The sequence below is a fragment of the Serratia sp. PF-27 genome (assembly GCF_030053255.1).
Lineage (GTDB): Bacteria > Pseudomonadota > Gammaproteobacteria > Enterobacterales > Enterobacteriaceae > Serratia > Serratia bockelmannii.
This window is the reverse complement of the sequence record NZ_JASGBT010000021.1, coordinates 288,684-303,349: the sequence shown is the minus strand read 5'-3', so window position 1 is coordinate 303,349 and position 14,666 is coordinate 288,684. Positions and strand designations below refer to the sequence as shown.

At 57.7% G+C, this 14,666-nt stretch carries 10 protein-coding genes and 2 tRNA genes; 8 read left to right on the top strand and 4 right to left on the bottom strand.

Translation table 11 applies throughout. The annotated features are described in order from the left end of the window. Positions 1-3: 3 nt before the first annotated feature. The 4 genes from chiQ to nagE all read right to left on the bottom strand — a co-directional run bounded on the left by chiQ (position 4) and on the right by nagE (position 6,298). Complete coding sequence (gene chiQ / locus QMZ29_RS16530; RefSeq protein ID WP_025301860.1) at positions 4-330, bottom strand: ChiQ/YbfN family lipoprotein; 327 nt, start codon at positions 328-330, stop codon at positions 4-6. Between the two features lie 45 nt (positions 331-375). Continuing rightward, positions 376-1,779: a chitoporin ChiP gene (chiP, locus tag QMZ29_RS16525; protein WP_173889350.1), complete on the bottom strand. Its 1,404-nt coding sequence runs from the start codon at positions 1,777-1,779 to the stop codon at positions 376-378. 577 nt (positions 1,780-2,356) lie between these two features. After that, the gene (gene glnS / locus QMZ29_RS16520; RefSeq protein WP_025301858.1) at positions 2,357-4,021 is read right to left on the bottom strand and encodes a glutamine--tRNA ligase; all 1,665 of its coding nucleotides are present in this window, start codon (positions 4,019-4,021) and stop codon (positions 2,357-2,359) included. A gap of 240 nt (positions 4,022-4,261) precedes the next feature. After that, a complete protein-coding gene (nagE, locus tag QMZ29_RS16515) occupies positions 4,262-6,298 on the bottom strand; it encodes an N-acetylglucosamine-specific PTS transporter subunit IIBC (protein ID WP_025301857.1) in 2,037 nt (678 codons plus the stop codon). 334 nt (positions 6,299-6,632) lie between these two features. Between nagE and nagB the strand changes: the two genes are divergently transcribed. The 8 genes from nagB (at position 6,633) to QMZ29_RS16475 (ending at position 14,636) form a co-directional block, all read left to right on the top strand. Further along, positions 6,633-7,433, top strand: coding sequence for a glucosamine-6-phosphate deaminase (gene nagB / locus QMZ29_RS16510; RefSeq protein ID WP_004939952.1), 801 nt, complete (start codon positions 6,633-6,635; stop codon positions 7,431-7,433). Between the two features lie 18 nt (positions 7,434-7,451). After that, positions 7,452-8,591 (top strand): N-acetylglucosamine-6-phosphate deacetylase, encoded by a 1,140-nt coding sequence (gene nagA / locus QMZ29_RS16505; RefSeq protein ID WP_049205765.1) that lies wholly within the window; start codon positions 7,452-7,454, stop codon positions 8,589-8,591. Between the two features lie 27 nt (positions 8,592-8,618). Continuing rightward, positions 8,619-9,839, top strand: coding sequence for a DNA-binding transcriptional regulator NagC (gene nagC, locus QMZ29_RS16500; protein ID WP_004939956.1), 1,221 nt, complete (start codon positions 8,619-8,621; stop codon positions 9,837-9,839). A gap of 67 nt (positions 9,840-9,906) precedes the next feature. Beyond that, entirely contained in the window at positions 9,907-10,659 is a 753-nt protein-coding gene (locus QMZ29_RS16495) for an HAD-IIA family hydrolase (RefSeq protein ID WP_004939957.1), read from the top strand. 190 nt (positions 10,660-10,849) lie between these two features. Next, on the top strand, positions 10,850-12,292 hold the full coding sequence (gene chiC, locus QMZ29_RS16490; RefSeq protein WP_089195602.1) for a chitinase ChiC: 1,443 nt from the start codon (positions 10,850-10,852) through the stop codon (positions 12,290-12,292). A 283-nt stretch (positions 12,293-12,575) separates the two neighbouring features. Next, positions 12,576-14,240, top strand: a complete 1,665-nt coding sequence (asnB, locus tag QMZ29_RS16485) for an asparagine synthase B (protein ID WP_147823474.1) — start codon at positions 12,576-12,578, stop codon at positions 14,238-14,240. 218 nt (positions 14,241-14,458) lie between these two features. After that, a tRNA-Met gene (locus QMZ29_RS16480) sits at positions 14,459-14,535 on the top strand. A gap of 16 nt (positions 14,536-14,551) precedes the next feature. Beyond that, positions 14,552-14,636 (top strand) — tRNA-Leu (locus tag QMZ29_RS16475). The last annotated feature ends 30 nt before the right edge of the window (positions 14,637-14,666 follow it).

Genomic DNA, 14,666 nt, shown 5'->3' with positions numbered 1-14,666 from the left:
TTCTTAATTATTGTTATCGCGAATTTCTTGCCACAGCTTGCCGCACTTGGCGTCGTAAGCCTGACCGTTACCGCTGTGCACCGCCATAATGCAGTTCTGATAATCCATCACCCGCACCGTTTCCTGCGCGGCGAACTGCTGGTGCTGCTTCTCTTGTTTCAGCACGTTCAGCACCGCCTTACAGGGCTGCAGACGCTCCGGCGAGCCTTCGGCAGTGTTGATGCAGGCGCTGTAAGCCTGCTTCAACTTGGCGTCTTCCGGCGGCGCGGTGGGTTGCGCGCAGGCGCTCAGGGCCGCAGCGGCCGCCAACATCAGCATGATTTTTTTCATCGTTGAATTCCCTTAACTGCCCCGGCGGCGAGGCCGGGGAACGCATCAGAAGATGGTGAATGGCGCGATGACCATGAACTTGACGTCTTTCTCGTCCTGGAAGATGTTGCCGTAACCGCCGCCCCAGCTCGGGATGTTGGTGTGGTTGTCATACTGGGTGTAGTGCAGTTTGATCAGGGTGCCCTTGGCGCGCCCTTCCTGGATGGTATACATCGCGTCCAGGCTCCAGGCGCTCTCTTTCAGGCGCTGGCTCTGATCGTAGATCGGGTTGGTGCTCGGCTTGGCGTCCCAGGCGTAAACGTAGGAGCCGCCGACCGCCATGCCCGGCAGGTTCCAGTTGCTGAGGTCATACATCACGCCGGCATACACCGCTTTTTCGCCGTTGGCGTTAAAGTCGGAGCGGTTATCCCACCACACGTCCAGGCGACCGTTTGACGAGGCGTAGGTCGGGGTCATACGTTGCAGGAAGAAGCCCTGATTGCCTTCCGCCTTGACCATGGTGCCTTCCAGACGCCAGTTGAACTGGCCGGTGGTGTAACCGAAGGTCAACGCCTGCAGCCAGGCCAGGCCGTCGTAGATGCTGTTCGGATCGTTCTTGTTGCTGATGCGGTCTTCCGCGCCATAGAACTGGTAACTGGTGGTCAGCGGGTTGCCCAGCAGATCGAATTTGTAAGACGCCTTGGTGAAGTACTGATTCACGTACCCCTGGGCCTGGCCGTAAGCGGCTTCCAGCACCAGATCGTTTTTGAAATCGTACTTGGCGCCCAGCGAGTGCAGGTAGGAGACGCGGGTTTTCTTGTCGTTCTGACGGAAGTCATCCACCTCGATATGCCACGGCGCTTTGTATTTGTCGGCCCACATGTAGGAGAAGCTCAACGCGCCGGCATCGCCGTAGTCGAACTTGGCACCGGCTTCAGCCCCCTGATAGGTGCCCGGCATAAAGCTCCAGTGCGGCGCCAGCAGGGTTTGGCCGCTCGGCTGAATGTAACCGGCGCGCGCCCAGACCGGGCCGTATTTGAATTTAGCGGCGGCTTTGTACAGGCTGACGCCACCTTTGTCACCGGAATAGTCTTCGTCGTAGGTACGGTTTTTAGAGGAGAACGCGATCTCGTTCGGGTGGCCGCTGGCGCTGGATTCCGCCAGCTCGATGGCGGTAAAGGCGCCGACGTCCAGACCGAACATGTCCCAGGCGTAGCCCGACGCGAAATCCAGGCTCAGGTTGGCGGTGGAGTGCGACAGGTTGGTGGTGTATTGGTTGTAATCCTTGCTGTCCGGATTGAGATCTTTACGGTCGCGCTCACGTTGCCAGTAATAAATACCGCCGGTCAGCGTGGAATCATCGATAAACCCTGCGGCTTTCGCCTCAGGCGCCATGGCAAACCCTGTTCCCAACAGCGCGCCCGCGACTGCGAGCGCCAGCGTTTTACGCTGAGCACCGTGCGTACCCATAGTGAAATTCCTCTTTGACTTAACTTAAAAGTTGCAGCCGCCTGTGTTCACCACTGCCCTGCACGACTGCCAATAAAAAACCCGAACGGGTAAAAAATATTGCCGACGAGATGTTATTCCCACAGCACTAATTGCTACAGACAGACTATTTTTCGCGACGCGAATTATCAAATGAAAAATGCGGAAGATTTGTCAAAGTATGACAAGGAGCACATATCAGTGATATTTTGTTACGCCGGCGATCATGGAAGGTGCCGAATAAAAAATTCAATTAAATCAGAATAAATTGAGATACAAGGTCAACCAGAGACGATTAATGGTTTCAGCCTGACTAAATTCGTCAGGCAGACGATAAAAATTGAGAGCGCTCTCTAAATGAAATTAATTCGCATCACGAATATATAAGTGAAAATTAAGATTAATAAGGCCAATATCAGAAAACTTATGGCCTCACGCGCTGCGATTAATTAAACGCAGCCCAGATAAATGTGAGAGGAACAGATTATTCGCTAAATCGCAGGTATAAAAAAGCGCGGCCTAAGCCGCGCTGATTCATTAATTTTCGAGGCGAATAAGATTAGCCTTCGATTTTCGCCCAGGTGTCACGCAGGCCGACGGTGCGGTTAAACACCAGATGCTCGGCCGACGAGTAACGGTTGTCGGCGCAGAAGTAGCCTTCACGCTCGAACTGGTAGGCTTTCTCCGGCTGTGCGGCCGCCAGGCTCGGCTCAACGAAGCCGTGCTTGATCACCAGCGATTCCGGGTTGATGGTGGAGAGGAAGTCCTCCGCCGCGCCCGGGTTAGGCACGCTGAACAGGCGATCGTACAGGCGAATTTCCGCCGGCAGCGCGTGCGCCGCAGACACCCAGTGGATCACGCCCTTCACCTTGCGGCCGTCGGCAGGATCTTTGCTCAGCGTTTCCGCATCGTAGCTGCAGAAGATGGTGGTGATCTCGCCCGCTTCGTCCTTCTCGACGCGCTCGGCCTTGATCACGTACGCATTGCGCAGACGCACTTCTTTGCCCAGCACCAGACGCTTGTACTGCTTGTTGGCTTCCTCCCGGAAGTCGGCGCGATCGATATAGATTTCGCGGCTAAACGGCACATCGCGGCTGCCCATTTCCGGTTTGTTCGGGTGGTTAGGCATGGTGACCATTTCCACCGCATCGCCCATGTTCTCGATGACGATTTTCACCGGATCCAGCACCGCCATGGCGCGCGGGGCGTTCTCGTTCAGATCGTCACGGATGCAGGATTCCAGCGCCACCATCTCGACGTTGTTGTCTTGCTTGGTCACGCCGATGCGCAGGCAAAACTCGCGGATAGAGGCGGCGGTATAACCGCGACGGCGCAGACCGGAAACGGTCGGCATACGCGGATCGTCCCAGCCCTCAACGATCTTCTCGGCCACCAACTGGTGCAGCTTGCGCTTCGACATGATGGCGTATTCAAGGTTGAGGCGCGAAAACTCGTACTGACGCGGGTGGCAAGGAATGGTGATGTTATCCAGCACCCAGTCATACAGACGGCGGTTATCCTGGAATTCCAGAGTACACAGCGAGTGGGTGATCCCTTCCAGCGCATCGGAAATGCAGTGGGTGAAATCGTACATCGGATAGATGCACCATTTATTGCCGGTCTGGTGGTGTTCGGCGAACTTGATGCGGTACAGCACCGGATCGCGCATCACGATAAACGGCGAAGCCATATCGATCTTGGCGCGCAGGCAGGCGGCGCCTTCGGCAAACTCGCCGTTGCGCATCTTCTCGAACAGCGCCAGGTTCTCTTCCACGCTGCGATCGCGGTACGGGCTGTCTTTGCCCGGCGCGGTCAGCGTGCCGCGATATTCACGGATCTGCTCCGGCGACAGCTCATCGACGTAGGCCAGGCCCTTGGAGATCAGCTCAACCGCATACTGATGCAGCTGATCGAAATAGTCTGAGGAGTAACGAACGTTGCCGCTCCACTCAAAGCCCAGCCACTCCACGTCGTGCTTGATTGACTCCACGAACTCGATGTCTTCTTTCACCGGGTTGGTGTCATCGAAACGCAGGTTGCACTGGCCCTGATAGTCCTTGGCGATGCCGAAGTTCAGGCAGATGGACTTGGCGTGGCCTATATGCAGATAGCCGTTAGGCTCCGGCGGGAAGCGGGTATGTACCGACGTGTGTTTCCCCGACGCCAGATCTTCATCGACGATCTGACGGATAAAATTGGTTGGGCGGGCTTCAGCCTCACTCATTTCACTGTTCCTCAATGCAAAGCGCTACACATAACCGCCTATGATCCAACAAGCCACGTCTGGAAACAACCGTTTGTTTCACGAAAAATGCGGCGCGTTGCACCATCGGCGCGCAGCGCACCGCCATGGGGCGAAACGGAATAAAAAAAGCGGGAAGAGATCGCTCTCTTCCCGCCAAGTCGGGGCAAGCTCCGCCATGATGCGTGACCGGCCCCGGATACTACTCAGGTAAAAACGGCCTTACTTTTGGATCTCGTACAGCTTGGTCTGACCGGCGACCACCGAGCCGCTGGCCAGCGCCGCCAGGCCGGCGTAGTCGTCAGCGTTGCTGACCACCACCGGGCTTATCATCGAGCGCGCGTTAGCGTTCAGGTAATCCAGATCCAGTTCCAGAATCGGTTGACCGGCTTTCACTTCCGCGCCCTCTTCCACCAGGCGTTTGAAGCCCTGGCCTTCCAGCGCGACGGTGTCGATCCCCATGTGTACCACGACCTCAGCGCCCTTGTCGGTTTCCAGGCAGAACGCGTGGTTGGTATTGAAGATTTTCACCACGGTGCCATCCGCCGGCGCCACCACGATCTTGTCGGTCGGGCGAATCGCCAGGCCGTCACCGACCGCCTTGCTGGCGAAAGCTTCGTCCGGCACCTGATCGAGCGCCACGACTTCACCCGTCACCGGCGCCACCAGCGTTTCAAACGCGACTTTCGGTGCGTTCGGCACCGCCTGCGGTTTGACTTCCGCGGCAGGGGCCGCCGCCGGAGCCGCCGCAGCCGCTACCGGGCCGGCCGCAATTACGTTGCGCATTGCGCTGGCAATCAGCTCGGCACGGGTGCCGACGATCACTTGTACGCTCTGCTTGTTCAGACGAATAACGCCCGACGCACCAAGGCGTTTCGCCAATGCGTCGTTCACCAGCGCAGAGTCCTTCACGTTCAAACGCAGGCGGGTGATGCAGGCGTCGATGCCGGTCAGGTTGTCGGAGCCGCCGATCGCGCCAACGTAGCGACGGGCCAGCGTGGTGGTTTCGTTCTCGTCTTTACCGGCGCTGCTGTTGACGTTGACGTCATAACCGTCGGTTTCGTCACCGGCAACCGCCAGCTCGCGGCCCGGGGTCATCAGGTTGAACTTGTTGATGGTGAAGCGGAACACCACATAGTAGATAACGAAGAACACCAGGCCCTGCGGGATCAGCATGTACCAGTGGGTCGCCAGCGGGTTACGCACCCACAGCATCATATCCACCAGGCCGGCGCTGAAACCGAAGCCTGAAATCCAATGCATGTTAGCGGCGATGAACACCGAGATACCGGTCAGTACGGCGTGGATCACGTACAGCACCGGTGCCACGAACATGAAGGAGAACTCCAGCGGTTCGGTGATGCCGGTAAAGAAGGCAGCGAATGCCCCTGCCATCATGATCCCCAGCACCTTCGCCTTATTCTCAGGACGCGCGCAGTGATAGATGGCCAGCGCCGCGCCCGGCAGACCGAACATCATGATCGGGAAGAAGCCCGCCTGATAACGGCCGGTGATGCCAACAACCGCTTTACCCGCGTCAATCGACTGCTGGCCGCCGAGGAAGTTAGGGATATCGTTGATGCCGGCCACGTCGAACCAGAACACCGAGTTCAGCGCGTGGTGCAAGCCGACCGGGATCAGCAGGCGGTTGAAGAAGGCATAGATACCCGCGCCGACGGAGCCCAATTTTTGGATGTGTTCGCCGAAGCTCACCAGAGCGCCGAACACGACCGGCCAAACGAACATCAGGATGTAAGCGACCAGGATCATCAGGAAGGAAATGAGGATCGGCACCAAACGGCGGCCGCTGAAGAACGACAGCGCCTTAGGCAACTCGACACCGCTGAAGCGGTTGTACACTTCGGCGGAGATGATACCCACCAGAATACCAACGAACTGGTTCTCAATCTTGCCGAACGCGGCAGGCACCTGATCGAGCGGGATCTTCTGAATCATCGACACGGCGGCCGGTGAACAGAGGGTCGTCAGCACCAGGAAACCGACGAAACCGGTCAGTGCGGCAGAGCCGTCCTTATCTTTGGACATGCCGTAGGCGACACCAACGGCGAACAACACCGCCATATGATCGATAATCGCAGAGCCAGACTTAATCAATAAGGCAGCGAAAGCGTTGTCGCCGCCCCAACCAACAGGGTCAATCCAGTACCCGACGCCCATCAAGATAGCGGCGGCGGGCAGCGTGGCGACCGGCACCATCAGCGCCCGTCCCACCTTTTGCAAATAACTAAGAATGTTCACCTTTTCCCCCTATGTTGTCCGCGGACGGACCCTATTAGTAGTTTATTTGGAGCTCTCACTACCTTTTTAGAAACAATGCTTGGCACGTATCACTCATGCCGAGTGTAAAAAATTTATTTTGTATCGCAAATTAAAACCTCCTTTTTTGTGATAAATATCACCAAAAAGTAGTCTTTCCCTCCCAGATTGCTGGCCATCACACAAAACTTATTTTATCATTCAAAAAATCAACCGGACGGACGATTCACGCGAGAATCATAAAGCTGGGTTACGCTTAGGACTCCCGCAGGCCCGTACAGTATAGCTTTAGTTTACTTATCCCAAGAGGTGTTAGATGAGACTTATCCCACTGAAAGATACCGCACAAGTCGGCAAATGGGCCGCGCGTCATATCGTTCAACGCATCAACGCATTCAAGCCAACCGCAGAGCGCCCGTTTGTGCTCGGCCTGCCTACCGGCGGCACGCCGCTGGAAGCCTACAAACATCTGATTGCGATGCACAAAGCAGGTGAAGTAAGCTTTAAGCATGTTGTGACTTTCAACATGGACGAGTACGTTGGCCTGCCGCAGGAACACCCGGAAAGCTACCACACCTTCATGTACCGCAACTTCTTTGACCACGTTGATATCCCTCGTGAAAATATCAACCTGCTGAACGGCAACGCCGCGGATGTCGACGCCGAGTGCCGCCAGTACGAAGAGAAGATCAAGTCTTACGGCAAAATTAACCTGTTCATGGGCGGCGTGGGTATCGACGGCCATATCGCGTTCAACGAGCCGGCTTCGTCCCTGGCTTCGCGCACCCGCATCAAAACGCTGACCGAAGACACCCGCATCGCCAACTCGCGCTTCTTCGGCGGCGACGTCAGCCTGGTGCCGAAATATGCGTTGACCGTCGGCGTGGGCACGCTGCTGGATGCCGAAGAAGTGATGATCCTGGTGACCGGCCACGCCAAGGCGCAGGCGCTGGAAGCCGCTGTGGAAGGCAATATCAACCACATGTGGACCATCAGCTGCCTGCAGCTGCACGCCAAAGCGGTGGTGGTGTGCGACGAACCGGCCACCATGGAACTGAAAGTCAAAACCGTCAAATATTTCCGCGAGTTAGAAGCGGAAAGCGTGAAAAGTCTTTAATCTTTGCAGGGGGCTACGATGTTCGCTTTAACCCACGGCCGAATCTATACCGGCCACGACGTACTTGATGACCATGCAGTCATTATCGCTGATGGGCTGATCGAGAGAGTCTGCCCGGTGGCTGAATTGCCCGCCGGCATCGAAACGCGCGACCTGGGTGGCGCCATCCTGGCCCCCGGGCTTATTGACGTGCAGCTGAACGGCTGCGGCGGCGTCCAGTTCAACGATTCGCTGGAAGCAATCTCGGAAGAAACGCTGGAGATCATGCAGCGCGCCAACGAGAAATCCGGCTGCACCAGCTATCTGCCGACGCTGATCACCAGCAGCGACGAATTCATGAAGCACAGCGTCGACGTGATGCGCGCTTATCTGAAAAAGCACCAAAACCAGGCGTTGGGCCTGCACCTGGAGGGGCCGTACCTCAGCCCGGTAAAAAAAGGCACTCACAACCCGGCGTTCATTCGCAAGCCAACGCAGGACATGATCGATTACCTGTGCGCCAACGCCGACGTGATCACCAAGGTGACGCTGGCACCGGAAATGGTTGAGCCGCACGTTATTAAACAGCTGACCGAGGCCGGCATCGTGGTCTCCGCCGGCCACTCGAATGCCACCTACGATCAGGCGCGCACCGGCTTCGCCGCCGGCATCAGCTTCGCCACCCACCTGTACAACGCCATGCCGTATATCACCGGCCGCGAACCGGGGCTGATGGGGGCGATCTTCGATACGCCAGAGGTCTATACCGGCATCATCGCCGACGGCCATCACGTAGCCTGGGCGAGTATCCGTAACGCCAAACGCCTGAAAGGTGATAAATTGGTCTTGGTCACCGACGCGACCGCACCGGCGGGTGCAGATATTGACCAATTTATTTTCGCCGGTAAAACAATATACTATCGGGATGGACTGTGCGTGGATGAGAACGGCACCCTGAGCGGTTCCGCGCTGACCATGATCGAAGCGGTGCGAAACAGCGTCGAGCATATCGGCATAGCGCTGGACGAAGCGCTGCGCATGGCGACGCTGTATCCGGCGCGCGCCATCGGCGTCGATCACCGTCTGGGCACCCTCGAAGCCGGCAAGGTGGCTAACCTGACCGCCTTCACCCGTGATTTCAAGATCACCAAAACGCTCGTTAACGGTAACGAGGTTTAATTCAATGAACAGCGAGTAAAATTATTGATGAGCACTGGCGGACAAGCACAAATAGGGAACGTTGACTTAGTCAAACAACTTAACGGCGCGGCAGTTTACCGCCTGATCGACCAGCAGGGCCCGATCTCGCGCATTCAGATTGCCGAACTCAGCCAGCTCGCCCCCGCCAGCGTCACCAAAATTACTCGCCAGCTGCTGGAGCGCGGGCTGATCAAAGAAGTCGATCAGCAGGCCTCCACCGGCGGCCGCCGCGCGATCTCCATCGTGTCGGAAACCCGTCATTTCCATACCGTCGCGGTGCGTCTCGGCCGCCACGACGCCACCATCACCCTGTATGACATGAGCGGCAAGTCGCTCAGCGAAGAACACTATCCGCTGCCGGAACGCACCCAGGAAACGCTGGAGAATGCGCTGTTCGCCGCCATCGCCCAATTCATCGAAGCGAACCAGCGCCGCCTGCGCGAGCTGATCGCCATCGCGGTGATCCTGCCCGGCCTGGTGGATCCGGCGCTGGGCGTGGTGCGCTACATGCCACACATCAGCGTCAGCAATTGGGCGCTGGTGGACAACCTGCAGCAGCGCTTCAACGTCACCAGCTTCGTCGGCCACGACATCCGCAGCCTGGCCCTGGCGGAGCACTACTTCGGCGCCACCCGCGACTGCGAAGACTCGATTCTGGTGCGCCTGCACCGCGGCACCGGCGCCGGCATCATCGTCAACGGGCAGATTTTTCTCGGCAACAACGGCAACGTCGGCGAGATCGGCCATATCCAGATCGATCCGCTGGGTGAACGCTGCCACTGCGGCAACTTCGGCTGCCTGGAAACCGTGGCCGCCAACGCCGCGATCGAACAGCGCGTGCGCCAGCTGCTGAGCCAGGGCTACCCGAGCAAACTGACGCTGGAAGACTGCGGTATCAACGCCATCTGCAAGGCCGCCAACCGCGGCGATCTGCTGGCCAGCGAAGTGATCGAACACGTCGGCCGCTATCTGGGCAAAGCGGTGGCCATCGCCATCAACCTGTTCAATCCGCAGAAGGTGGTGATCGCCGGTGAGATCACCGAAGCGGACAAGGTGCTGCTGCCGGCGATCCAGAGCTGCATCAATACCCAGGTACTGAAGGACTTCCGCAAAAATCTGCCGGTGGTGACCTCCGAACTCAATCATCGCTCGGCGATCGGCGCTTTCGCCCTGGCCAAACGCGCGATGCTCAACGGCGTGCTCTTGCAGCGATTGCTGGAAAGCTGATCCGCCGCTTCTGGCAGGTGTGTTATCGTCACCTCTTGCCTGCCGTAATCATGAGAAACAGCGACAAATGAAAATCAAAAACGTTATATGCGATATCGACGGCGTGCTGCTGCATGACAATACGCCGGTGCCCGGCGCCGATCTGTTCCTGGCGCGCATCCAGGAACAAGGCATGCCGCTGGTGGTGCTGACCAACTACCCGTCACAGACCGCGCAGGATCTGGCGAACCGCTTCGCCGCCGCCGGGCTGGAAGTGCCGGAGAGCGCGTTCTATACCTCGGCGATGGCCACCGCCGATTTCCTGCGCCGCCAGGAAGGCAAAAAGGCCTACGTGGTCGGTGAAGGCGCCCTTATCCATGAGCTGTACAAAGCCGGTTTCACCATCACCGACATCAACCCGGATTTCGTGATCGTCGGTGAAACCCGCTCTTACAACTGGGACATGATGCACAAAGCCGCCTATTTCGTGAGCAATGGGGCGCGCTTTATCGCCACCAACCCGGATAGCCACGGCCACGGCTTCTCGCCGGCCTGCGGCGCACTGTGTGCCCCCATCGAGAAGATCACCGGCCGCAAGCCGTTTTACGTCGGCAAGCCCAGCCCGTGGATCATTCGCGCCGCACTGAACAAAATGCAGGCGCACTCGGAAGAAACGGTGATCGTCGGCGACAACCTGCGTACCGACATCTTGGCGGGCTTCCAGGCCGGCCTGGAAACCGTTCTGGTGCTGTCCGGTGTCTCCACGCTGAGCGACATCGAAACCATGCCGTTCCGCCCGAGCTATGTCTACCCTTCCGTCGCCGATATCACTATCTTCTGATGCGGCCATGGCGGCCGTCCGGCCGCCATTATTTCCTTCTCCCTCAGCGTCAGTTTGAATTTAATTCGTTCATGGCAGCAAAAGGTTTCAGCCTGCCTGCATTAAAAATCCTCATTATAACTTTACGCCCCGCCAATAGCTGATATTGCCGGCGAGCGGAAAACCCTTACCCCTTATCAATGAGGCTACCATGAGCACAAATAACATTATTAATGCCGTCGCCGTCGATGATGCGGCCATTATGCCGTCTATCGCCAATAAAAAGATCCTGATGGGTTTCTGGCACAACTGGGCCGCCGGCGTCAGTGACGGCTATCAGCAAGGCCAGTTCACCAATATGAACCTGACCGACATTCCCGCCGAGTACAACGTGGTGGCCGTCGCCTTTATGAAAGGCCAGGGCATCCCGACCTTCAAGCCTTACAACCTGTCCGACGCCGAGTTCCGCCGCCAGGTGGGCGTGCTGAACAGCCAGGGCCGCGCGGTGCTGATCTCCCTCGGCGGCGCAGACGCGCATATCGAGCTGAAAACCGGCGACGAAGACAAGCTGAAAGACGAGATTATTCGCCTGGTGGAAGTCTATGGCTTCGACGGCCTGGATATCGATCTGGAACAGGCGGCGATCGGTGCCGCCAATAATAAAACCGTCTTGCCTGCGGCGCTGAAAAAAGTAAAAGACCATTACGCCGCCCAGGGGAAAAACTTTATTATCAGCATGGCGCCGGAATTCCCGTATTTACGCACCAACGGCACCTACCTGGATTATATTAACGCCCTCGAAGGCTATTACGACTTTATCGCGCCGCAATATTATAACCAGGGCGGCGACGGTATTTGGGTGGATGAACTCAACGCCTGGATCACGCAGAATAACGACGCCATGAAAGAGGACTTCCTCTACTACCTGACGGAAAGCCTGGTTACCGGCACCCGCGGCTATGCGAAGATCCCGGCGGCGAAATTCGTCATCGGCCTGCCGAGCAACAACGATGCCGCCGCCACCGGCTACGTGGTCAACAAACAGGCGGTGTATAACGCTTTCTCGCGTCTCGACGCCAAAAACCTGTCGATCAAGGGCCTGATGACCTGGTCAATCAACTGGGATAACGGCAAGAGCAAAGCCGGCGTCGCCTACAATTGGGAGTTCAAAACCCGCTATGCGCCGCTGATTCAGGGCGGCGTCACCCCGCCGCCGGGAAAGCCTAATGCGCCGACGGCGCTGACGGTCTCCGAGCTGGGCGCCACCTCGCTGAAACTGAGCTGGGCCGCCGCCACCGGCGCCTCACCGATCGCCAGCTACACCGTCTACCGCAACGGCAACCCGATCGGCCAAACCGCCGGTCTGTCGCTGGCCGACAGCGGTCTGACGCCGGCAACCCAGTACAGCTACTTCGTTACCGCGACCGACACCCTGGGCAATACCTCCCTGCCGAGCAGTGCGCTGGCGGTCAAAACCGCCAACGACGGCACGCCGCCCGATCCGGGCGCGCCCGAATGGCAGAACAACCACAGCTACAAAGCCGGCGACGTCGTGAGTTATAAAGGCAAGAAATACACCTGTATTCAGGCGCACACCTCCAATGCCGGCTGGACGCCGGATGCCGCGTTCACCCTCTGGCAGCTCATCGCCTAATCGCTAATCGATTGCCGGTCAAACTGGCCGGCAATCCCGCCATCACGCTAAAAATTGCATAATCGACAATTTTTTACGCCGATAACTGAAAATCCGTTAAAAACCTCAGCCACGCAAACAACTATTTCTCAGCGCATGGCTAAAACGCTTGCATCCTCCGCAGCTTTTGGCGCATTTTCATAACCACAGCGCAGTAGAACCGCGTTATCGCTGATAAATCGGCAATGCTGCCCATAACAGTAAAAACAACATCACAGTCATAAAAGCCCGTTAGGAGAGTTGTATGTGTTCTATTTTCGGTGTGCTCGATCTGAAGTCCGATCCCGTTGAACTGCGTAAGAAAGCGCTGGAGCTGTCACGTCTGATGCGCCACCGCGGCCCGGATTGGTCCGGCGTTTACGCCAGCGACAAAGCCATTTTGGCCCACGAACGCCTGTCGATCGTCGACGTCAACAACGGCGCTCAACCGCTGTACAACGCTGCGCACACCCACGTTTTGGCGGTCAACGGCGAAATTTACAACCACCAGGCGCTGCGCCAACAGCTGAGCGACCGCTATGCGTTCCAGACCGGCTCCGACTGTGAAGTAATCCTGGCGCTGTATCAGGAGAAAGGACCGGACTTCCTCGACGATCTGCAAGGCATGTTCGCTTTTGCCCTGTATGACACTGAAAAAGACGCCTACCTGATCGGCCGCGATCACCTGGGCATCATCCCGCTGTACATGGGCCATGACGAACACGGCAACCTGTACGTTGCCTCGGAAATGAAAGCGCTGGTGCCGGTGTGCCGCACCATCAAGGAATTCCCGGCCGGCAGCTACCTGTGGAGCCAGGACGGTGAGATCCGCGAATATTATCGCCGCGACTGGTTCGATTACGACAGCGTCAAGGACAACGTGACCGACGCCGCCGCCCTGCGCACCGCGCTGGAAGAGTCGGTGAAAAGCCACCTGATGTCCGACGTGCCTTACGGCGTGCTGCTGTCGGGCGGGCTGGATTCCTCGGTCATCTCGGCGATCACCAAGAAGTACGCTGCGCGCCGCGTGGAAGATCAGGAACGCAGCGAGGCCTGGTGGCCGCAGCTGCACTCCTTCGCCGTCGGGCTGGAAGGCTCGCCGGATCTGCGCGCCGCGCAAGAGGTGGCTAACCACCTGGGCACCGTGCACCATGAGATCCACTTCACCGTGCAGGAAGGGCTGGACGCCATCCGCGACGTGATTTATCACATCGAAACCTACGACGTCACCACCATTCGCGCCTCGACGCCGATGTACCTGATGTCGCGCAAAATCAAGGCGATGGGCATCAAGATGGTGCTTTCCGGCGAAGGCGCGGATGAAGTGTTCGGCGGCTACCTGTACTTCCATAAGGCGCCGGACGCCCGCGAATTCCACGAAGAGACCGTGCGCAAACTGCTGGCGCTGCACATGTTCGACTGCGCGCGCGCCAACAAGGCGATGTCCGCCTGGGGCGTCGAAGCCCGCGTGCCGTTCCTGGACAAGAAATTCCTCGACGTGGCGATGCGCGTCAACCCGAAAGATAAAATGTGCGGCAACGGCAAAATGGAAAAACACATCGTTCGCGAATGTTTCGAGTCCTATTTGCCCGCCAGCGTGGCCTGGCGCCAGAAAGAGCAGTTCTCCGACGGCGTCGGCTATAGCTGGATCGACACGTTAAAAGAGGTGGCTGCGCAGCAAATTAGCGATCAACAGCTCGAAACCGCGCGTTTCCGCTTCCCGTACAACACGCCAACGTCGAAAGAAGGCTACCTGTACCGCGAAATCTTCGAAGAGCTGTTCCCGCTGCCGAGCGCCGCCGAATGCGTACCGGGCGGCCCGTCCGTCGCCTGCTCGTCCGCCAAGGCCATCGAGTGGGATGAATCGTTCAAGAAGATGGACGATCCTTCCGGCCGCGCCGTTGGCGTGCACCAGGCCGCCTATAAATAATTGCGCGGCATTTCCCTCAGGGCGGGCCTTTTGGCCCGCCTTTTTGTTGCCTTTTCCCCCCGCCAACTGCCTGAATTGCCGATTTTATCGCCATAATGTTCACAACCCAGACAAACGGCGCTTCCGGGCGCTTTTTCGGGAAAAAACTTGTTGACGCAAATCGGTCATATACGCATAATGCGCCCCGCAACGCCGATGAAGGCAAAGCAAAAAAAGAGGGCTACGTAGCTCAGCTGGTTAGAGCACATCACTCATAATGATGGGGTCACAGGTTCGAATCCCGTCGTAGCCACCATCTCTTTTTTGTATTTGCGGGAGTGGCGAAATTGGTAGACGCACCAGATTTAGGTTCTGGCGCCGCAAGGTGTGCGAGTTCAAGTCTCGCCTCCCGCACCATTTCTCTTCATCGTCGGCGCAGTATGTTGA

Bases quoted from the DNA above. Each gene is read 5' to 3' on its own strand.
- chiQ (WP_025301860.1), bottom strand. From the start codon at position 330: ATGAAAAAAATCATGCTGATGTTGGCGGCCGCTGCGGCCCTGAGCGCC.
- glnS (WP_025301858.1), bottom strand. From the start codon at position 4,021: ATGAGTGAGGCTGAAGCCCGCCCAACCAATTTTATCCGTCAGATCGTC.
- nagA (WP_049205765.1), top strand. From the start codon at position 7,452: ATGTTCGCTTTAACCCACGGCCGAATCTATACCGGCCACGACGTACTT.
- nagB (WP_004939952.1), top strand. From the start codon at position 6,633: ATGAGACTTATCCCACTGAAAGATACCGCACAAGTCGGCAAATGGGCC.
- QMZ29_RS16495 (WP_004939957.1), top strand. From the start codon at position 9,907: ATGAAAATCAAAAACGTTATATGCGATATCGACGGCGTGCTGCTGCAT.
- nagC (WP_004939956.1), top strand. From the start codon at position 8,619: ATGAGCACTGGCGGACAAGCACAAATAGGGAACGTTGACTTAGTCAAA.
- chiC (WP_089195602.1), top strand. From the start codon at position 10,850: ATGAGCACAAATAACATTATTAATGCCGTCGCCGTCGATGATGCGGCC.
- chiP (WP_173889350.1), bottom strand. From the start codon at position 1,779: ATGGGTACGCACGGTGCTCAGCGTAAAACGCTGGCGCTCGCAGTCGCG.
- asnB (WP_147823474.1), top strand. From the start codon at position 12,576: ATGTGTTCTATTTTCGGTGTGCTCGATCTGAAGTCCGATCCCGTTGAA.